Origin of the sequence: Marinobacter sp. (genome assembly GCF_040882185.1) — a bacterium.
Lineage (GTDB): Bacteria > Pseudomonadota > Gammaproteobacteria > Pseudomonadales > Oleiphilaceae > Marinobacter.
Map to the genome: position 1 here is coordinate 30,525 of NZ_JBBEBW010000036.1, position 18,649 is coordinate 49,173.

Annotated in this window: 18 protein-coding genes; 2 read left to right on the top strand and 16 right to left on the bottom strand. The window is 54.1% G+C overall.

Annotation, left to right across the window (positions count from 1 at the left end):
• Positions 1 to 7: 7 nt before the first annotated feature.
• The 11 genes from flgK to WEB64_RS16955 form a co-directional block, all read right to left on the bottom strand.
• Positions 8 to 2,044 (bottom strand): flagellar hook-associated protein FlgK, encoded by a 2,037-nt coding sequence (flgK, locus tag WEB64_RS16905; RefSeq protein ID WP_368057224.1) that lies wholly within the window; start codon positions 2,042 to 2,044, stop codon positions 8 to 10.
• A 5-nt stretch (positions 2,045 to 2,049) separates the two neighbouring features.
• Positions 2,050 to 3,051 (bottom strand): flagellar assembly peptidoglycan hydrolase FlgJ, encoded by a 1,002-nt coding sequence (gene flgJ / locus WEB64_RS16910; protein ID WP_368057222.1) that lies wholly within the window; start codon positions 3,049 to 3,051, stop codon positions 2,050 to 2,052.
• A gap of 8 nt (positions 3,052 to 3,059) precedes the next feature.
• On the bottom strand, positions 3,060 to 4,157 hold the full coding sequence (locus tag WEB64_RS16915; RefSeq protein WP_368057220.1) for a flagellar basal body P-ring protein FlgI: 1,098 nt from the start codon (positions 4,155 to 4,157) through the stop codon (positions 3,060 to 3,062).
• A complete protein-coding gene (gene flgH, locus WEB64_RS16920; protein WP_368057219.1) occupies positions 4,154 to 4,843 on the bottom strand; it encodes a flagellar basal body L-ring protein FlgH in 690 nt (229 codons plus the stop codon). Before flgH ends, WEB64_RS16915 begins: the two co-directional genes overlap by 4 nt.
• Before the next feature lie 35 nt (positions 4,844 to 4,878).
• Positions 4,879 to 5,667 carry a flagellar basal-body rod protein FlgG gene (gene flgG / locus WEB64_RS16925; RefSeq protein ID WP_368057217.1) on the bottom strand — a complete coding sequence of 263 codons (789 nt, stop codon included), beginning with the start codon at positions 5,665 to 5,667 and terminating at the stop codon, positions 4,879 to 4,881.
• A gap of 78 nt (positions 5,668 to 5,745) precedes the next feature.
• Positions 5,746 to 6,498: a flagellar basal body rod protein FlgF gene (locus WEB64_RS16930; protein WP_368057215.1), complete on the bottom strand. Its 753-nt coding sequence runs from the start codon at positions 6,496 to 6,498 to the stop codon at positions 5,746 to 5,748.
• Positions 6,499 to 6,673: 175 nt separating this feature from the next.
• On the bottom strand, positions 6,674 to 8,548 hold the full coding sequence (locus tag WEB64_RS16935; RefSeq protein WP_368057213.1) for a flagellar hook-basal body complex protein: 1,875 nt from the start codon (positions 8,546 to 8,548) through the stop codon (positions 6,674 to 6,676).
• Between the two features lie 24 nt (positions 8,549 to 8,572).
• Positions 8,573 to 9,247, bottom strand: a complete 675-nt coding sequence (locus WEB64_RS16940) for a flagellar hook assembly protein FlgD (RefSeq protein ID WP_368057211.1) — start codon at positions 9,245 to 9,247, stop codon at positions 8,573 to 8,575.
• A 21-nt stretch (positions 9,248 to 9,268) separates the two neighbouring features.
• Positions 9,269 to 9,718 (bottom strand): flagellar basal body rod protein FlgC, encoded by a 450-nt coding sequence (flgC, locus tag WEB64_RS16945; RefSeq protein WP_368057209.1) that lies wholly within the window; start codon positions 9,716 to 9,718, stop codon positions 9,269 to 9,271.
• Between the two features lie 34 nt (positions 9,719 to 9,752).
• Positions 9,753 to 10,148 (bottom strand): flagellar basal body rod protein FlgB, encoded by a 396-nt coding sequence (gene flgB, locus WEB64_RS16950; protein WP_368057207.1) that lies wholly within the window; start codon positions 10,146 to 10,148, stop codon positions 9,753 to 9,755.
• Positions 10,149 to 10,440: 292 nt separating this feature from the next.
• Positions 10,441 to 11,004: a nitroreductase gene (locus WEB64_RS16955; protein WP_368057205.1), complete on the bottom strand. Its 564-nt coding sequence runs from the start codon at positions 11,002 to 11,004 to the stop codon at positions 10,441 to 10,443.
• 172 nt (positions 11,005 to 11,176) lie between these two features.
• Between WEB64_RS16955 and WEB64_RS16960 the strand changes: the two genes are divergently transcribed.
• On the top strand, positions 11,177 to 12,574 hold the full coding sequence (locus tag WEB64_RS16960; protein ID WP_368057367.1) for an adenylate/guanylate cyclase domain-containing protein: 1,398 nt from the start codon (positions 11,177 to 11,179) through the stop codon (positions 12,572 to 12,574).
• A 44-nt stretch (positions 12,575 to 12,618) separates the two neighbouring features.
• Here WEB64_RS16960 and queF read toward each other — a convergent pair whose 3' ends face one another.
• From queF to WEB64_RS16985, 5 genes are all read right to left on the bottom strand, one after another.
• A complete protein-coding gene (queF, locus tag WEB64_RS16965; protein WP_368057203.1) occupies positions 12,619 to 13,437 on the bottom strand; it encodes an NADPH-dependent 7-cyano-7-deazaguanine reductase QueF in 819 nt (272 codons plus the stop codon).
• A 14-nt stretch (positions 13,438 to 13,451) separates the two neighbouring features.
• On the bottom strand, positions 13,452 to 14,225 hold the full coding sequence (locus tag WEB64_RS16970; protein ID WP_368057201.1) for an ABC transporter permease: 774 nt from the start codon (positions 14,223 to 14,225) through the stop codon (positions 13,452 to 13,454).
• Positions 14,222 to 15,160, bottom strand: coding sequence for an ABC transporter ATP-binding protein (locus WEB64_RS16975; RefSeq protein WP_368057199.1), 939 nt, complete (start codon positions 15,158 to 15,160; stop codon positions 14,222 to 14,224). The genes WEB64_RS16970 and WEB64_RS16975 overlap by 4 nt, the downstream gene beginning before the upstream one ends.
• A gap of 426 nt (positions 15,161 to 15,586) precedes the next feature.
• Positions 15,587 to 16,903: an HD-GYP domain-containing protein gene (locus WEB64_RS16980; RefSeq protein WP_368057197.1), complete on the bottom strand. Its 1,317-nt coding sequence runs from the start codon at positions 16,901 to 16,903 to the stop codon at positions 15,587 to 15,589.
• A 202-nt stretch (positions 16,904 to 17,105) separates the two neighbouring features.
• Positions 17,106 to 17,375, bottom strand: a complete 270-nt coding sequence (locus WEB64_RS16985; protein WP_368057195.1) for a PilZ domain-containing protein — start codon at positions 17,373 to 17,375, stop codon at positions 17,106 to 17,108.
• Positions 17,376 to 17,615: 240 nt separating this feature from the next.
• On the opposite strand from WEB64_RS16985, the gene WEB64_RS16990 reads away from it, so the two are divergent.
• Positions 17,616 to 18,629, top strand: coding sequence for a Fe(3+) ABC transporter substrate-binding protein (locus tag WEB64_RS16990; protein WP_368057193.1), 1,014 nt, complete (start codon positions 17,616 to 17,618; stop codon positions 18,627 to 18,629).
• The last annotated feature ends 20 nt before the right edge of the window (positions 18,630 to 18,649 follow it).

Consider the following 18,649-nt stretch of genomic DNA (forward strand, 5'->3'; position numbering starts at 1 on the left):
CCTCAACTTAGCGGAAGGTATTCAGAAGTGTATCAAACAGATCCTGAGCAACACTCATAACCTGCGCCGATGCGTTATAAGCAGCCTGATACTGAATCAATCGACCGGCCTCCTCATCCAGATTAACCCCGGACATGGAATCACGCTGATTCGTGGTCTGCTCCAGTAAGGCCTGGCCTGCATCCACGTCGAGTTGCGCCTGACGAGTGGTGACACCGACCTGCCCCACCAGACCACCATAGGCCTCGGTGAAGCTCTGATTGCCACCGTTCATGGTATTCGCCGTTGCAAGCCCACCCAGAAATTGTGCGTTCCGGTTGTCGGATATGCCGTCCGTGTTGTAATTGATCTGGAAGACATCTTTAGCCTGCGGATTCCCATTTATCTCGAACTGGAAGCCCCGGTAGTTAGCGTTCTGGGGATCTTCTGAAAACAGCTTGTTGGAAATGCCGTTCTGGAATGTTTGCCCGGTCACCGGCGGATTCAGAGGCTGCGGGTTGGTCGGGTCAGAAGCATCGAGAATGTCGTACTCCATCGCACTGGTGAATCGCACCATCAGCGGTGGCGATAGCTCACCCCGGGTAGTGAACTCGGACAACGGAACATTTGTCAGCGGATTTTTGACATCCAGCATGGTGCCTTGGGAGATCACTCCATTGCCCGAGTTTCCGCTGCCCGCCTCGGCCTTGATCGGGCTGGCAAAGGCCAGCTCTTCTTCCCGTTCCACCTGCAGCGCGATATCTGTGGCTGCCGAACGGGTGGGCCGAACCAGAAAACTGTCACCCTGTTCGAAAGCTCCGGATTCGATACGAACATTAAAACCTGGCATGGAGATTTCGGCCGGTAACGGCGTTGGCAGCGCGCCCTGACGGACGACCTCACCGCTGGCACGATCAACCAGCTCGAAATTATCGCCATTATTGCCGGTAAACCGGAGTGTATAGGAGCCTGCCGTGAGCGCCTTGCTGTCGGTTATTTCAACCGCGACGACTCCGCTTTTGGGCGGCTGATTTTCAGCATTCGGGGAGACGCGGTTAAGTTGAGCGCTTCGGCTGTTTATGTCGGTAAAAAACAGACCACCCAGATCCCCCTCGAGATCCATGCCTATCTGATGCTGATGGTTAATCTGGTCCGACAACGCCAGCGCAATACGGCCAAGTTCGTCAAACGCAGGCTCGAGCCCTTCGGACATGAACTGTCGCAATCCGCCCAACTTGCCGCCGACGATCTGTTCAGTGACGTCCCGGGCCCGGCCGCTACTGGTCAGCGTGAACTTCAGCATGGATGAATCTTCGTCACTGGCCTCGGTAGAGAGAGTCGAGGCCTGATTGCCAACCACAAGCGCCTGGCCGTTGGTCATCTGTACGTTGATTTGCCCACCTTCGGCCGGCACCACGCGGATCTTCATCAGCTCCGACAGTTCACGGAGTTTTTCGTCCCGCTTATCCAGCAAAGCATTGGGCTCGTTACCTTGGGCGAGGCCCGGCGTTTCAGATATCGCCAGGTTTAGTTCCGCAATACTGGCAAGCAGGGCGTTGGCATCGGAGGTATTCGCGCGCATTTGTGAGTTAACGGACTGCTGTTGCTGGATAAAACTGGAATTCAACGCCTGGAAGCGATTAATCAGCCCCTGCGCTTCGCTCAGTACCAACTGCCGCTGAGGCAAGGCAGCAGGATCTTCGGCAGCGCTCTGGAGGCTGGCAAAGAAATTATTCAGGGCATTGTTCAACCCGGTACTTTCACCACCCAGCAGGTTGTCGAGACGGGACAGTTCTTTGTTAAGGGTGTCCTGCTCGTTAAACAGAGAAGAATCGCCTCGTAGCTGCTCGCTGATAAAGGCATCGGCAATACGACGGATATCACTGACGTTGACGCCACTGCCAACATTGCCAGCGCCGGTCGAGCGACCCGGCTGGGTTTCAAAGACCACCTCCTGGCGGGTGTAACCCGGCGTATTCGCGTTGGTGATGTTGTTACCTGTGGTATTCAGTGCTGCCTGATGACTCAGAATGCCGGTCAGACCAATACCAATAAGACCTGCCATAGCCGTTACTCCCCAGAACCAGTCAAGACAGAATCGGGAGCAGTTGCCTCAAGCAGGCTACCATCCATAATCCGGCGAATTTTCGCTCCGTATTCCGGGTCTGTTGCGTAGCCTGCAGCCTGGAGCTTCTCCGCGAACTGCTCCGGTTTGTCTGCAGCCGCCAATACTTCACGGTATCTCGGGTTGCTCTCAAGAAAGCTGACATAGTCCCGGAAGCTTGCCTCGTAATCGGGATAAGCCCGAAACGCGGCCCGCTCACTCATGGGGACACCTTCACGATACTCAGTGGTAGCAATATTGACCGCCTCGCCCTGCCACCGGCTGTCGGCTTTGATACCAAAAAGATTGAAGCTGGGGCCGCCCGTGCTGCTCTCGATCATATGCTTGCCCCACCCAGTTTCCAGTGCCGCCTGGGCAATCATGACCCTTGGGTTGAGACCACTTTCACCCGCGACTTTTTGTGCCAGGGGCAATAGTTCACGAACAAACGCTTCGGGAGACTCGAACCGTGCCTGGTTGACCGCCGATGTTACGTCTGGTCTGGCAGGCACGGTTAAACCAGAATCAACCACCTCATCGACTTGCCGGACATGGTCTGGCAATTCAGGAGAAAGCCTTGGCAGGCTGCGATCATAATCCGCCAGCGTGCCCTTATGCCCGGTGAGTTTCAGACCTTCATCAGTCATGCCTGGAATCTGGCGGCTGAGCTGTCGAACCAACGCTTCTGACAGACCCAGGCCACGCTGCTGTGACATGCTCAGGCTCAACTGACTATCGAACATATCCTGATAGAATTCGGACTGGCTGCTATTGAGGTAATTGCCTTCCGACAGCACTTTGTTGGCTGCCCGCATGGATTTCAGCATCTCCGATACAAACAGGCTCTCAAACTGCTTCGCCACTTCCTCAAGTGCGCCTTTTTTATCTGTGCGCGCCTGGGTCTTCAGCGCATTGAGCCCGCTGAATTCGGTATATACCTGAGCCTGTTGGAGACGTGAATCCTGCATCACTTCACCTATATAACAATCAGTTCAGCGCGAAGGGCGCCAGCCTGTTTCAATGCTTCCAGTACTGCCATGACATCGCCTGGGGCTGCACCTACCTGGTTAACAGCCTGCACAATCTCATTCAGGGTGACCGCCGGGCCAAACTGGAACATCCGGGCCGGTTCTTCGGTTATTGCGATCTGGGTATTTGGGGTTACCACGGTGTCACCATCCGCAAACGGGTTGGGTTGATTGACCTCCAGATTCTCTTTAATCGTCACTGTCAAACTTCCGTGGGTAACCGCTGCCGGGCTCACCCGGACGTTCTGACCAACCACAATGGTTCCGGTACGGCTGTTGATGACCACCTTGGCAGACTCCTCGGCTGGATCGACTTCCAGATTTTCCAGAATGGACAGGAAGCTGACCCGTTGGGACGGGTCCCGGGGCGCCTTCACCGATACCGACGTCGCATCGTGGGCATAGGCCATCCCGGTGCCCAAGGTTTCATTGATGACTTCCGTCACCCTGCGAGCTGTCGTGAAATCAGGACGCAACAGATTAAAAGTGATGGTGTCGCCCTGCGCAAACGGGGACGTTACTTCCCGTTCGATGGTCGCGCCATTGGGGATCCGGCCAACGCTCGGTACATTCACGGTAATCCGTGAGCCATCCGCGCCACCAGCACCAAAACCACCCACCACCAGGCTACCCTGAGCCATCGCGTAGACCTGCCCATCCGCACCTTTTAACGGCGCCATCAGCAGACTGCCACCCCGGAGGCTGTCGGCATTGCCAATCGACGAAACAGTGATGTCGAGTTCCTGACCGGGTTTCGCAAACGGTGGCAGGCTGGCGTGGATGGTGACCGCAGCCACGTTCGCCAGATTGGGGTTGGTGCCGTCCGGCAAGACGATGCCGAACTGGTTCATCATGTTGCGGAAAGTCTGGTTGGTGAACGGCGCTTTGTCTCCGGTGCCATCAAGGCCCACAACCAGACCGTAACCGATCAACTGGTTGGAGCGCACACCTTTGACCCGTGCCATATCCTTGAGGCGGTCTGCCAATACTGGCGCAGTAATCAGCGCAAGTACCAAAGCCATTACGGACATTCGAATACAGCTCATAAAGGCCACCACTCACTGTTAAAGAACCTGGCCAGCCAACCCATCTGGTTTGCCTGGTCGAAATCGCCGGTGCCACCGTAGGAAATTCGGGCATCAGCAATGCGATTGGAGGCAATGGTATTGTTTGGCAGAATGTCCTGGGGACGGACCAGCCCAGTCAGCCGGATAAATTCATCCCCATTGGTCAGAGACAACCATTTCTCGCCACGAATCATCAGCACACCGTTTGGCAGTATTTCGGTGACGGTGACAGAGATACTACCGGCCAGCCGGTTACTCTGATCCGCTTCTGCCTCACCTTCGAAATCACGCTCCAATCGCAGGTCAGTACCAAGGTTCAAACCGGTGCGCCCGAGAATGCTGCCGTCACTGAACGAAATTTCGTTGTCCTTGGTAATGCTGCTGCCAGCGTTCTTGCTCGCCTGTGTAGATTCTTCCAATGCCACCAACAGAACATCACCGACGTTCAAAGCAATGGTGTCACCGTATAAATTGGTGTTCCGGCTGGTCTGATAAATGGCGCCGGAGTTGGGATCACGCTGCATCATGGCCTGGGCTCGCACAGGTGCGAAGGCAGGGTCATCGGGCATGGCTCTGGGTCGGCTCACGGCCGTGCAGCCCTGCAACACTGTCAAGGTGACAATCAGACTCAGGAGCCAGGGGGAGCGTCTGTTCAGGTCGCTCATGATGAATACCTCATACCCGTGAAATGGCTAGCCATTTAACCGATGTTGTTGGTAATGAACTGAAGCATCTGGTCAGTGGCAGAAACCACTTTCGAGTTCATTTCATAGGCCCGTTGAGTGGTGATCATGTTGACCAGCTCTTCGACGACCTCGACGTTGGATGCTTCTGTCATGCCCTGCTCCACTGTCCCCAGACCGTCTATGCCCGCCTGACCTTCGATCGGATCACCACTGGCGTTGGTTTCACGATAGAGGTTGTTACCCATGGCTTGCAGGCCCTGCGGATTGATGAAGTCCACCAGTGGAATTTCACCGAGATTGACCGGAGCCGCCTGGTTATTCACTACCGCTGACACCGTGCCGTCTTTACCGATGGTGACCGTAGTGGCGTTTTCAGGAACGTTGATGTTTGGTTCCAACAAGTAACCTTCCGGGTTCACGATGTCGCCATCAGCGTTAAGCTGGAACTGGCCATCCCGGGTGTAGGCAATGTCACCGTCCGGCAACAGCACCTGGAAAAACCCACGACCGTTGACCGCCATATCCAGAGGTTGTTCGGTCACCTGCAGGTTGCCCTGGGTAAACTGCTTGGCCGTACCCACTATCCGGACACCGGTACCGAGCTGAAGTCCGGAGGGCAGTTCCGAGTTCTCGGATGAGAGGCCGCCAGGCTGTCGATTGACCTGATACAGCAAGTCCTGAAACACCGCCCGGTCACGCTTGAAACCCGTGGTATTAACGTTGGCCAGGTTGTTGGAAATGGTTGTCATGTTGGTGTCTTGCGCACTCAACCCGGTTTTACTGACCCATAATGCTGGATGCATGATCCTACTCCTCGTTGAAACCCGTTAGCGGCGAAGCGTTGCCGCTTTTACCCATCAGGTCGGTTTTCCCTGCTTTAATTAAAGGTTTTGCAACAGCCGTGCCGTCGCCTCGGAATTCTCCTCGGCGGTCTGCATAATTTTCACCTGCATCTCGAATTGTCGGGACAGCTGCAGGTTCGAAATCATCTCTTCAACGGCGTTTACGTTGGAGCTTTCCAGAAAGCCCGAAGTGACCCGGATATCGGCGTCCGGCGCTTCCGGCCCTATAATCGCTGCGTCCGGTTTACGGCGCATAAAGCCGTCTTCGCCTTTCTCCAGAGTTTCAGCAGGAGGGTTAACCAATTTGATGCGGTCGATTTCTGCCAACTGATCTGGCGGACCACCGACCGGAATAATCGAAATGGTGCCATCGGAGCCTACCAGGAGCTTTTCATAAGGCGGCAGAGCAACCGGGCCTCCATTGCCAAGAACGGGTTCGCCACTGGTTGTTCGCAGCAGGCCATTAACATCTACCTGAAGGCTGCCAGCGCGGGTAAAAACCTCCTCACCGTTGTCGTTCTGGATCGCCATCCAGCCCTCACCATTAATGGCAATATCCAGGTCTCGACCGGTTTCAATAAGCGCGCCGGACTTGAGATCGGTGCCGGGACGCTCCGTCATGGCATAAGCCCGGGTCGGAAAGTGCTCGCCGTATACCGGCATACTCCGGGCCTGGGCAAAATCACGTTTGAACCCTGTGGTGGTCACGTTGGCCAGGTTGTTGGCATGGGCCTGCTGCGACAACATGGTTTGCTTGGCGCCGGACATACCAATAAAAATCGACTTATCCATCGGACAGCTCCTGCCGGATTTTTGACTAATACAGGAAGTAATGCAGAAGTTGTGCCATAACGGCAATATTGAACTATTTGTGGATACTACGGTGAGCGCATGGCGCCTGGACGTCAATTTGAGAGGGTTTGCGGGGTGCCGGAGGCAGCTTCAAACGCTACCTCCGGCGACCGGATTAACGCAGGTTGATGATGGTCTGGGTTACGGCATCCGAGGTTTCGATGGTTTTAGCATTGGCCTGATAATTTCGCTGGGCGATGATCAGGTTAACCAGCTCAGCCGAGAGATCAACGTTGGATTCTTCCACCGAACTGGCCTTGATGGAACCCAGGGTGCCGGTATCCGGCTGGCCTATAATCGGCTGTCCGGAATCAAAGGTTTCCACCCAGCTTGTTTCACCTACTGGCGCCAAGCCGTCGGTGTTCCGGAAAGACGCCAGGGCGACCTGCCCCAAAGTATCGGACTGGCCATTGGTATAGCGGGCAAACAGGACACCGGTATCCGATACATCCAGACCGGACAGTCGACCGGTGGTATAGCCGTTCTGACGTTGGTCAGTCACCCCGAACGCACTGCCAAACTGGGTTGTCTCATCAAGGTTTATCGAAAAGTTGGAACTGGTCGGCGGCTCTGGTACCGGTGTGGCACCGCCGTTGGCAGTCAGTAACGGGCCATCGGCGCCGTTAGGATCACCGTTTGAATCCAGCGGCGTCCAATTCGAAATCAGAACTTCGCCGCTGGGGTCCCCATCAATACTCTGGAGTGTACCGTCAACGTTGAATTGCAGCTCATAGCGGGCCCTTGATGGGTCGCCGTTGGCCGCTGGGGGGTCGCCAACATCTTCTCCATCAATCTGAACGTACATCGCCCAGACATTACCACCACCAGAAACAGGCTCTTTGACAAAGTACTGGGTCAGCTCATGGGAATTACCCAGGCTGTCGAACACGTTAAAGGATGTTGCGTGGTTGTAGCTGCGCTGGTCGTTGGGGTCAAAGGTGTTGGTACGGAAACTGTCTGTGGTGGCCCCAGCCAACAGCGCACCATCGGAGGTCAGCGTGGAATCAACCGGTAGCGTGGTGTTAAAGCTGCCCACCTGCACGTCGTTAACAGCACCCGCGGCGGCTTGATAGGCCACGCTCAGGTTGTTCCCCCGGCTCTCGATCAACCGCAAAAACTCTGGGTTGCCACCGGCATCCTGAGTAATTGTGGCATTGACACTCGAATTGAGCGGAGAATTGTTAATAGCGTCTTGCAGCCAGCCGATGGGATCGGTTTCACCCGCCGGAATGTCGAAATCTGTACCCTGAACAGTCACCGTTTCCCCGGCCTGAATTTCGCCCACCGGGAGGGCGTACTCTGTGCGGGCAGAGGCACTGACGTCATCCTGCTGATTCAGCAGCTCCGCTATATCTCTAGCCGTGCTGCCTGCAGGAATGGCTATATTTGCGCTAGTGCCATCAGCAAGCGCGATGGTGAAGGTCTGGGCGTTAACGGTGGTGTTGACAGCAGGCTGCACGGTCTGAAACGTCGTACCGCTAACCTCCAGTACCCCTTCCCGTGAATCCAGATTAAGCTCAGACTGGACATCGGTGGTCCGCCGAGGCGGCAGATTAGAAGCATCGACCTGAAGATCGCCACGGATACCGGACAGATCGCCGTCTTCATTGGCCTGGAAACCCTGCACTCGCATGTTCTGGTTATTGGTGACAAAGCCATCCTTGTCGATAGCGAACTGGCCAGCCCGTGAGTACCTTACCTCACCGCCGTTATTCAGTACGAAAAACCCATCGCCGTTAATGGCAAGGTCGAGACCATTGTCGGTAAAGCTGATATTGCCCTGGCCGAAGCTCTGCTTCACGTCCTGAACCCGAACGCCATCCCCGACTGGATTGGCGCCAGAACTCAAAAAACCATTGGCATAAAGATCGCCAAACTGAGCCCGGCTGCTCTTGAAGCCTACCGTGCTCGCATTGGCTATATTATTACCGGTGACATCCAGGTCTACCGATGCAGCGCGTAAACCGCTAAGTCCTGTATTAAACGCCATCCCACACCTCGCCTTCTAACCTGGTTAATTGATCTGCTGAACCTGAGACAGAGCAATGGAGCCCATGCCTGCAAGATTCAACGTAATACCGCCAGCCTGCCCAAGAGAGACACTGTCCACATTGGCACTGACTACCGTTGCAAGTTGTTCTGTTCCGGATGGATAAGCCCCCTGCGCGATCACCCCATAAGTTCCGGTTGGCATGGTGGTGCCATTACCGTCCTTACCATCCCATACAAAGCTGGTTTGACCGGGCTCACTTGACCCCATCTCTATCTGGCGAACGATTTCGCCAGCCTGGTTGACTATCGACACCCGCAGGTTCGACGTCGATGCCGGTACATTCACAGCGCCCTTGATCTGCCCGTCGGCACCCAGTAATCCGTTCTCAGCAGGAACCAGCACACTGCGACCAACCATGGCGGAAGCCTGGAGAGCCTGAGTGGAACGGAACTCGCCGACGACATCGTTGACGTTGCCCGACAGTGTCTGCATTTCCTCAAGAGAGCTGAATTGAGCCAGCTGCGCAATGAAATCGCCGTTATCCTGTGGCTCAAGTGGATTCTGATTCTTGAGCTGAGCGATCATCAACTCCATAAACTCGTTCTTGCCGAGTTCATCTTGCTTGCCAGCTTCCTGACCCTTCAACTGATACTGGCTCAGTACATCCGACGCTGCGGTACCGTTCACCGTGCTCATGGCTTATTCCTCAATGCGTTGTTACTGCTGCCCAAGGGTCAGGATGCGCTGCATCATGGATTTGGCGGTGTTCATTACATCCACGTTCATCTGGAAGCTACGGGACGAAGACATCATGTCTGCCATTTCCTCGACCACATTGACGTTGGGATAAAACACATACCCGTCTTCATTCGCAGCCGGATGCTCCGGCTGGTAACGCATCTGAAGCTCGGCATCACTCTCAACGATGCCTTCAACACTCACACCAGCGCCTGAGGCATCCTGGCGACCCATACCGAAACCCTGTGGCGAGGGGTTCACCATGCTTTGCTGAATGGCAGCAAAAACTGGCTTGCGGGCGCGATAAGTGGCATCCGTGCTGGAACTGGCGGTTTCCGCATTGGCAATGTTGGAAGCCGTGGTGTTCAGACGCAGGGACTGGGCGGTCATTCCTGAGCCGGCGATATCGAAAATGCTACCAAGTGACATGATGAAGCTCCTGTCTCACTTTAATGTGCTTGCCTTACTCGCCGCTAATGGCTTTGCTCAGGCCGGAAAACTTACTGCTCAAAAACTGGAAGCTGGCCTGGTATTCCATGGCATTACGCATGAAGCGGCTCTGTTCCTGCTGGGCATCAACGGTGTTACCGTCAAGCGATGGTTGATGAGGTACGCGATAAAGAAGCTCGCCACCGTCAGCGCCGCCGCCCAGATCCATATGACCGCTGTGGGGCTCGGCCATTTTCAGCTCCTGGGAGACCTGGGCCTGCTGGAGCATGGCCTGAAAATCAATATCCTGTGCCTTGAACCCAGGGGTATCCGCGTTCGCCAGGTTGTTGGCCTGCACTTCCGCCCTTTTAACCCGGGCATGAAGGGCCTGTTCGTGAATACCGAGCGCTTTATCGAATGTGATTGCCATGTTGGTCTCCAAAGCTCTGATCCTGCCTGGCGGTTGAAACGTTCCGGTCCAAGCGTTGTTAATCAGACTGAAGCAACAGCAATGCCAATTTTTAAAAAGTGATGTTTTTCGGGTGTGGGGCGGGGAAAACGGGGGTGGTTGATAGGATCAAGATCGTTCAAAGCGGCAACCATCGGGAAAAGCGGCAATCACTTTCCCACGGCACTTTTGAACCTGGAAGCGGAGTTGAACCTGAAGGCAGGATTGAACCTGGCGCCAGGCGACTCTTATCATCCGCTTATTTTGGTAAATATCAGGAATTCGGCCAACGGCTCACAAATTCTGCGGTATCGGCTCTTGGAACTTCGGGTTTATGGGAGTCAACGGTACCAACATACAAAAAACCGGCAATTGACTCGTTTTCAGTTAAGCCCAGGCCACTCGCGACTTGCGGATGGTAAGCAACGGCGCCAGTTCGCCACATTGCGCCAAACCCCGCAGATTGAAGCGCGAGCAGGACGTAACCCAGGCCGACAGCGGCAGAGGCGTACTGCTCAATGTCAGGCACCTTGGGGTGAGGCGTATGGCGAACAATTCCCACAATAATCATCGGGGCTCGCAACGGGGAATTTTTGAGTTTTTCTTTTTTCCCTGGCAGCGGGTTTTCGTCATTATCCGCAGCCTGGGCGAACAGTTCTCCCAGTGCCGTCCTTCCCTCCCCCTCGATAACCAGATAACGCCAAGGTCGAAGCAAGGCGTGGTCAGGTGCTCTGGCTGCACACTCAAACACCCTTTCCAACACCTCTCCGCTGGGGGCTGGTGCGATCAACCTCGGCTCGGAGGTTCGCTTGATTATCGCATCAATTAGATCTGTCATAAGTGGTCCTGATCATTCAGGCGAGCCGTTCGATGGGGCGAATCATCTTCCGGCCTGCATTAAAATTGAGACTAGGTAGTAATACTGTTAACCTTTAGTCTTATATGCCTCTACCTCAAAACAACAAATCACTCGGTAGAAAGTCCATGAGTTCAGGCTTCGCAACAGCATGATGAATGCCTCGCTTTCCGTGAGCAAATCCATCGTTATGGACTCACAGAACAATCCAATCGCGATCCCACCAATGCCCGACTATAAGGGCAGAGTTATCGCATACAGTGCCACCGCTGCCATTATCATTACCGGGCTATCCAAGGGCATCTTTGCTCCCTGGATGGCTTGGCTGGTGGCTGGCGCATTTATCTGGCCCCACGTCGTCTATTATCTGACCCGACGGACTTTTCTTCGACTCTCGCCGCGTATCCGGCAAAAGATGCTGCTGGTTGATTGTGCCATCGGTGGATCGTTTGTCGGCTTGATCGGGTTGGTCGCCGTTCCCGGCATTGCCGTTGTTCTGATGCTGATGTTCAGTTGTCTGATCGTTGGTGGCATTCGGCAATGGCTGTTCGGTCTTCTGCTGCTGATCATAGCCATACCGATAGGTTGGAGCATTAACGGGCCTTCCGAGTCGTTCGAATCTCCGCTGGGACTCAGTATCGTCTCCATACTCGCCACCGGTCTGTACATCTGTATGACGGCCCTCTATGCCCACCAACAAGCCCGGGCTCTGATGATGGCGAAAACCCAGATTCAGAACCAGCGCGAACAATCCGTTGCCCTATCTCATAAGCTGTCCAAATACCTTTCTCCCCAAGTCTGGCAATCCATTTTCACCGGTGAGCGTGACGTGCGCCTGGAGACCCAGCGCAAGAAACTGGTGATTTTTTTCTCCGACATCAAAGGCTTCACCGAACTGTCAGAGGAGATGGAGCCGGAAGCCCTGACGGAACTGCTCAATCATTATTTCAATGAGATGTCGGAAGTCGCCCTCAGGTACGGGGGCACCATCGACAAATTTGTCGGTGACTCCATCATGATTTTCTTCGGCGACCCCACCAGTCGCGGTCAACGTGAGGATGCTTCCGCGTGCGTCTCCATGGCTATCGACATGCGCAAACACATGAAAATCATGCGTCAGAAGTGGCGCAGTCAGGGTATCAAAACACCGCTCGAAATACGCATGGGCATCAGTACCGGCTATACAACGGTAGGGAACTTTGGCGCCGAAAACCGAATGGATTACACCATTATCGGCAAGGAAGTAAATCTGGCCAGTCGGCTGGAGTCACTCGCTGAACCGGGCGAAATACTGATTTCCTACCAGACCTATTCGTTGATCAAAGACCGTATTATGTGCCGAGACAAAGGTGAAATCACCGTAAAAGGCTTCGGGCGGCCGGTTCCGATCTATGAAGTGGTCGATTTCAGGCGTGATCTGGGACCGAACAGAAGCTTTCTGGAGCATGAACACAGCGGCTTTGCGATGTATCTGGATTCCGACAAGGTAACCGATAAAGAGCGGGAAGCTATCCTCTCCGCTCTTGAAGATGCTGCCGACCGACTGCGATAGGAAGACGCCTGAGGTTCTGCCGCCAATCCTGTAAGATGCCTGCGTTATTGCCTGATCAGTCTCATGCTGGGCACCTCACCTGCAGAGGTGCTGCGCCAGGGGTTGATATCAAGTCCGCCTCGTCTTGTATAACGGGCACACACGGTCAGGTGCTCAGGATCGCAACGCTGCATTAGATCGTTGAACATCGTCTCAACGCAGTGCTCATGGAAATCCTGCTGTTGCCGAAAACCCACCACATACCGCAACAACCCTGCCCTGGAGATTCTGGAGCCGGTGTATTCGATCAGTAGCGAGCCCCAGTCTGGCTGACCAGTCACCGGACAGTTGCTTTTCAGCAAATGGGAGCACAGGCGCCCGGTGACTATTTCGCCAGCAGCCTGCAGCTCATCCGGGCAATAGGTATAGCCCGCGCGCTCGATAGGTTCATCATCGATCAGCTCAAAACCGTCAGGACGACCGGAAATCACCATCGGCTGGTCGACATCATATAGCGTGACACTAACCGCTGACCCGCTGGCACTGGAAAGGTCACGCTCGATGACTTCTGCTGCTTGCCCCGGCGTAGAGAACACTACCTGATTGAGGGAATTCAGATACAACTTGAGGGATTTCGACTCGATCAGCGATGCCGACGCCGCTGGCACGCGAATTTCGGCCCAGGCCACCGCTGGAACCCCATTGGGGCGGAGCCAGGACAACTCCCAGGCCTGCCAGAGATCTTCCCCAAACCAGGGCCAACGGCCATCCTGAAAACCGATACGGCGCCGATTATCGTCTCGCGGTATCGGAAACAACAGGTCCGGATTATAGCTGGCCGGGTATTCGCTGGCTTTACCCAGCGGAGCATCATGCAAGGCCATAAAGGCTTCCTGGTTCAGTGCCTGATCCCTTTCCCGCGCTTGAGCATTCGCAAGGAAACCGCAGACAGAATAGCAATAAACAGAACAATCATACCCAGAGCCACCCCCACGTTTACGTCGGATACTCCCAGAATGCCATAGCGAAACGCATTCACCATATAAAGGATAGGATTTACCATGGAAACCGCCTGCCAGAACTGCGGCAACAGCTGGATCGAGTAGAACACTCCCCCGAGGTACGTCAGCGGGGTCAGAATGAAAGTGGGGACGATGGATATGTCATCAAACTTGGTGGCCAACATCGCGTTAATGAATCCGCCGAGGGAAAACAAGGCCGAGGTCAGGAACACCGTCAGAATCATTACAGGTAAATTGTGGATTTCAAGGCGGGTAAATGCCAGTGATAACAGCGTCACGATCAGGCCAACTCCCAGCCCGCGGGCCATGCCGCCAGCCACGTAACCCACCAGGATAACGCTGTTAGGCACCGGAGACACCAGCAACTCCTCGATACTGCGCTGGAACTTCATGCTGAAGAATGAAGACACGACATTGGCGTATGAACTGGTGATAACCGACATCATGATCAGGCCGGGCACGATAAACGACATATAATTAAAGCCGCCCATATCGCCAATGCGCGATCCGATCAGGTTGCCGAAAATCACAAAATACAACGTCATGGTGACAGCGGGCGGCAACAATGTTTGCGGCCAGATACGGGTAAAGCGGCGGACTTCCCGTAATACGATAGTCGCGAAGGCTGTGAACATAGCATGAGGGCTCATACCGGTGCCCTCCGGTCGCGTGCATTATCTTCGACCAGTCGAAGAAAGAGCTCTTCCAGCCGGTTCGCCTTAGTGCGCATACTCAGAACCTTGATGCCCAGTCGCTCCAGCTCCACGAACACACCGTTCAGGCCCTGGGATTTCTCGACATCCACTTCAAGCGCACCTTCGTCATTAAGGCGCGTGACAAAGCCTTGTAGCCGGGGGGCTTCCGGGGTCGTCTGATCCGTGTCGAGGATAAACGTCTCAACACTCAGTTGTTGTAACAGCGCCCGTTTGCTGGTGTGTTTGAGAATTTTGCCATGATCAATAATGGCAATGTTACGACACAAGGCTTCGGCTTCTTCCAGATAATGGGTCGTGAGAATGATAGTCGTGCCCTGCCGGTTCATTTCATCAAGAAACGTCCACATTGACCGCCGCAATTCGATATCCACACCGGCAGTGGGTTCATCCAGAATTAGCAGTTTGGGCTCATGTACCAGGGCTCTGGCAATCATAAGCCGCCGTTTCATGCCACCGGAAAGCATACGAGCCGGAGAATCACGCTTTTCCCAAAGGCCCAGTTTCCGCAGATAATGTTCGGCAGACACTTTTGCTTTAGGGAGCGGAATACCGTAGTAGCCTGCCTGCGTAGTCACAATATCGAAAACTTTTTCGAACTGGTTGAAATTAAACTCCTGCGGCACCACACCGAGATTGAGTTTCGCGGCCGAGAGTTCGGTATCAATATCATGACCGAACACTTTGACGCTCCCGGAAGTTTTGTTCACCAATGAACAGACAATGCCCAGGGTGGTTGATTTCCCTGCTCCGTTCGGACCCAGCAAGGCAAAAAAATCGCCCTTTGCCACGTGCAGATCAATCCCCTTGAGGGCTTCAAACCCGTCGCCATAGGTTTTGACCAGCCCGTTGATTTCTAGCGCATTGCTCATAAAGCCGCTCCGGGAATCGCCCGCCATAGATCCTGGCCAGCCCCCGCCTGTTAGGGAGCCTCTGATTAACTCCTGAATCGCCTCTGCGTGCTCTGAAGGCTGTAGGTGCAAGGCGCGGCTCGCCGCCAATGGCCGTAGCCCTTGGCAAGAGTCGCAACGCCGCAGATGCAGCCTTCAGAGCGCGCCCTTCGGGGCTTTCAGAGCGATTCAGGAGTTAATCAGAGGCTCCTTAGTTAAAAGTGAACTCGATAGTTTGTGGCAGAACCTCGTAAATTCAAGAGGCAGGCCGTGATCGGCGAGGCAGGCAGGCCGGAAAAGTGGGATATTTTATCGATGGCAATGGGCGGGAAGAAGGCGGGATACTCGTTAACTTCAAGCTCAGCGGAGACTACCGCTGGGTAAAAAGCAGGTCAACGTGATTATCGACTAACCTCCCATAAATCGTTTTAGGCTCCAGCGGGACTCGCTGCCGGTCACATCAAATTGGGTCGGGTTGAGCCCGTCGGTTCCAAACGGCAAACAGCCTTCAATGCGCAGCATTTCCTGGGGTGCCCGACCCTCGTTTAAACTGGCCAGGTTGATCACTTTCGCCGATCGCAGAGGCTGCTGCTGCGGGTCCGTCATCACCATAATGCGGGGCCACAGACGGCGAGATGGGGAATGAGAAACCACCACTCCCCGCTCGCCGCTGTTTAGCTCGATCAAAGTGCCGGTAGGATAGATACCAACGGACTGGATGAATTTCTCGACCAGGTCTTCCTGAAATTCAATGTTACGTTGCTCAAAGAGTTGGCTGACCGCCTGAGCGGGCGTTAGCGGCGTATGACCATGGCGGGGCTCAATCAGCGTTTCATAGTAATCAACCAGGCCTGCAATTTTTGCCAGCAGGGGAATTCGATCTCCTTTTAAAGCGGTCGGAAAGCCAGAACCATTGTGCCGCTCCCGGTGGCCACGAACGATGCTGACAACGGCGCCGGAAAGGCCGGCTTCCTGAAGCCGGGAGGCACCCCTCTCAACATAGGTTTTGAATTCCGCAAACTGTTCAACGTCCAGGCAATGCTCGTTAACTATGAGCTCCTTCGGCAAGTCTGCTTTGCCCACATGTGCAAGCAGACAACCCATAGCAAGATGATTTAGCAACCCCTCATTCAACCCCAGATGACGTCCGCACACCAACGCCCAGACAGCAGTATTGAGAGCATGCTGATAGGTGTAGTCGTCGTGATCTCGTACGCGAGCCAGCCAGAGCAGCGCATCGGGATTACGGACAACACTTGATGTCATGCTTCGGGTCACCCGGGTCAGCGGACCAAAGTCGGGAATACGGCCGTCACGAACGCTTGCCGCTACATGATCGACTGCCCGTTCGGCGTCTCCGAGAAGCTGCTCACCAAACTTCAGCTCTTTTTTCATTGTGGAGATGATCTGGTGTTGGACCGGATTTTTGATATGAAGAGGCGGAAGCTGGAGCGTTTCCTGAGCTTTGCGTTTGCTGTTCCGGCGGGTAAAAACCGGGGCTTTGGCTTCATCATATTCAGCTGAGTCACGCTCTTCAGCTACGTCGATCTCGACCCAGTTACAATGGGACACCAATGAACGTATCTCATCCTCAGAGCGTATGTAAAAGCCCTGAATCGGAAAAGGGGTCATGTGCCACGGACGATCAAGATCAGACACGAACATGCCCACCTCCAGATCACGAACCGCCACTCTTCTCTGACGAACGCCCACGGTACACCTCATTTATGGAATTCACTGAATGCCATTTTGACTGAAGGGTAGAAAGAGTCCATTACAGTTTCGTATGCAACGGTAACCGATTGGCGACAGGGCGTTACCAAAGATGTCATTAGGAAACAAAACGTAGCAATGTGATCGTCGTCACACTCACCCAGTACAAGGATACTCCGCAATTTCCCGGGTCAATCAGGCCTGACGGGGCTTCCTAACAGTCCGCAAACTGAAGTCCGAACCCATCCACGGTTTTACGAACCACCTCCATTTCCAGCACCGGTGCAGGAATTGGCAGCCCTTGCACCTGCACCTGCACTCGATCGCCTAACTGGGGAGCAAACTCATCCTCTACCACGATAAAAATGCCTCCATCAGAAATATCCCGGGTCGAGAAAATTTTGGAGCCAATTTCCGGATGCGTAACACTGACCTTTGCGTTCAGCGCTGTCCTGATATGCTCTCTACGATTATCTGAGCTCATTCAGTTTCGCCTGTTCTGCCTTTATTTTTAAAGCCCTTAGCAGGTAACTCGGGACTCTCTGCGGTTTTCTCCAATCGAGGGGATCATAGCACCGTTTGAGAAAGTTGAAATTCGGGCCTGGAATAATTGACACTTTATTTAACTTTAATGAGAATGGTTTGTGTTTTCGATATTGATTAGACCTTGAGTGAGACAGCTGTTGGTTCACTTCCTCTTATTTATCAGATCAGGACGATGATTATGCAAATGAAGTTTGCTGCAAGCGCGTTACTTGCGCTTTCCGTGATACCACTCAGTGCCAGCGCAGATGGCGAAGTAAACATCTATTCTTACCGTCAGGCTTTTCTACTCGAACCTCTATTGAACGCCTTTACCGAAGAAACCGGTGTAGAGACCAACGTGGTTTTTGCAAAAAACGGTCTTTCCGAACGTCTTGAGCGCGAAGGTGACAACAGTCCTGCAGATCTGGTCATGACTGTCGATATTTCGCGTCTTAGCGAACTGGTTGAAAAAGATCTGACCGCAAGCGTGAGCAACCCGACACTTGAAGAGAACATCCCCGAAAACCTTCGTCATCCTGAGGGCAAATGGTTCGCCCTTACTACCCGGGGTCGGATGATCTATACCTCTGTAGATCGCGTTGACGAAGGCGAGATAACCACTTACGAGCAACTGGCAGATGATAAGTGGAATGACCGTATCTGTACCCGTAGTGGAAAACATCCGTACAACATTGCACTGATCTCTTCGATGATTGCGCATCATGGCGAAGAGGAAACCGAGAAATGGCTTCAAGGTGTCAAAGATAATCTGGCCCGCAAACCCCAGGGTGGTGACCGAGACCAGATTAAAGCGATTGCTGAGGGCGTGTGTGATATAGCCATTGGTAACAGCTACTACTACGGCGCCATGCTGGAAGATGAAAACCAGCGTCCGGCCGCGGAAAAAGCCCGTATGGTCTTCCCAAATTCTGACGGTCGTGGAACCCACATCAACATCAGTGGTGTCGCGCTGACCAAGAGTGCTCCAAATCGCGAAAATGCCATTAAGCTTATGGAGTTTCTGTCAGAGCAAAAGGCCCAGCATATCTACGCCGAAGCCAATACCGAATACCCTGCCAATCCAGCGGTTGAAGCCTCCGGCATGGTGGCAAGCTGGGGTGATCTGAACCCGGATTCCCTATCGCTACAAGAAATTGCTGATAACCGCAACACAGCCGTTCGCATGGTCGACCGGGTTGACTACGACAACTAAGGAGCCTCTGAACCGCAGTG

Coding starts and splice junctions, on each gene's coding strand:
- flgK (WP_368057224.1), bottom strand. CDS start 2,044: ATGGCAGGTCTTATTGGTATTGGTCTGACCGGCATTCTGAGTCATCAG.
- flgJ (WP_368057222.1), bottom strand. CDS start 3,051: ATGCAGGATTCACGTCTCCAACAGGCTCAGGTATATACCGAATTCAGC.
- WEB64_RS16915 (WP_368057220.1), bottom strand. CDS start 4,157: ATGAGCTGTATTCGAATGTCCGTAATGGCTTTGGTACTTGCGCTGATT.
- flgH (WP_368057219.1), bottom strand. CDS start 4,843: ATGAGCGACCTGAACAGACGCTCCCCCTGGCTCCTGAGTCTGATTGTC.
- flgG (WP_368057217.1), bottom strand. CDS start 5,667: ATGCATCCAGCATTATGGGTCAGTAAAACCGGGTTGAGTGCGCAAGAC.
- WEB64_RS16930 (WP_368057215.1), bottom strand. CDS start 6,498: ATGGATAAGTCGATTTTTATTGGTATGTCCGGCGCCAAGCAAACCATG.
- WEB64_RS16935 (WP_368057213.1), bottom strand. CDS start 8,548: ATGGCGTTTAATACAGGACTTAGCGGTTTACGCGCTGCATCGGTAGAC.
- WEB64_RS16940 (WP_368057211.1), bottom strand. CDS start 9,247: ATGAGCACGGTGAACGGTACCGCAGCGTCGGATGTACTGAGCCAGTAT.
- flgC (WP_368057209.1), bottom strand. CDS start 9,718: ATGTCACTTGGTAGCATTTTCGATATCGCCGGCTCAGGAATGACCGCC.
- flgB (WP_368057207.1), bottom strand. CDS start 10,148: ATGGCAATCACATTCGATAAAGCGCTCGGTATTCACGAACAGGCCCTT.
- WEB64_RS16955 (WP_368057205.1), bottom strand. CDS start 11,004: ATGACAGATCTAATTGATGCGATAATCAAGCGAACCTCCGAGCCGAGG.
- WEB64_RS16960 (WP_368057367.1), top strand. CDS start 11,177: ATGAATGCCTCGCTTTCCGTGAGCAAATCCATCGTTATGGACTCACAG.
- queF (WP_368057203.1), bottom strand. CDS start 13,437: ATGGCCTTGCATGATGCTCCGCTGGGTAAAGCCAGCGAATACCCGGCC.
- WEB64_RS16970 (WP_368057201.1), bottom strand. CDS start 14,225: ATGAGCCCTCATGCTATGTTCACAGCCTTCGCGACTATCGTATTACGG.
- WEB64_RS16975 (WP_368057199.1), bottom strand. CDS start 15,160: ATGAGCAATGCGCTAGAAATCAACGGGCTGGTCAAAACCTATGGCGAC.
- WEB64_RS16980 (WP_368057197.1), bottom strand. CDS start 16,903: ATGAGGTGTACCGTGGGCGTTCGTCAGAGAAGAGTGGCGGTTCGTGAT.
- WEB64_RS16985 (WP_368057195.1), bottom strand. CDS start 17,375: ATGAGCTCAGATAATCGTAGAGAGCATATCAGGACAGCGCTGAACGCA.
- WEB64_RS16990 (WP_368057193.1), top strand. CDS start 17,616: ATGCAAATGAAGTTTGCTGCAAGCGCGTTACTTGCGCTTTCCGTGATA.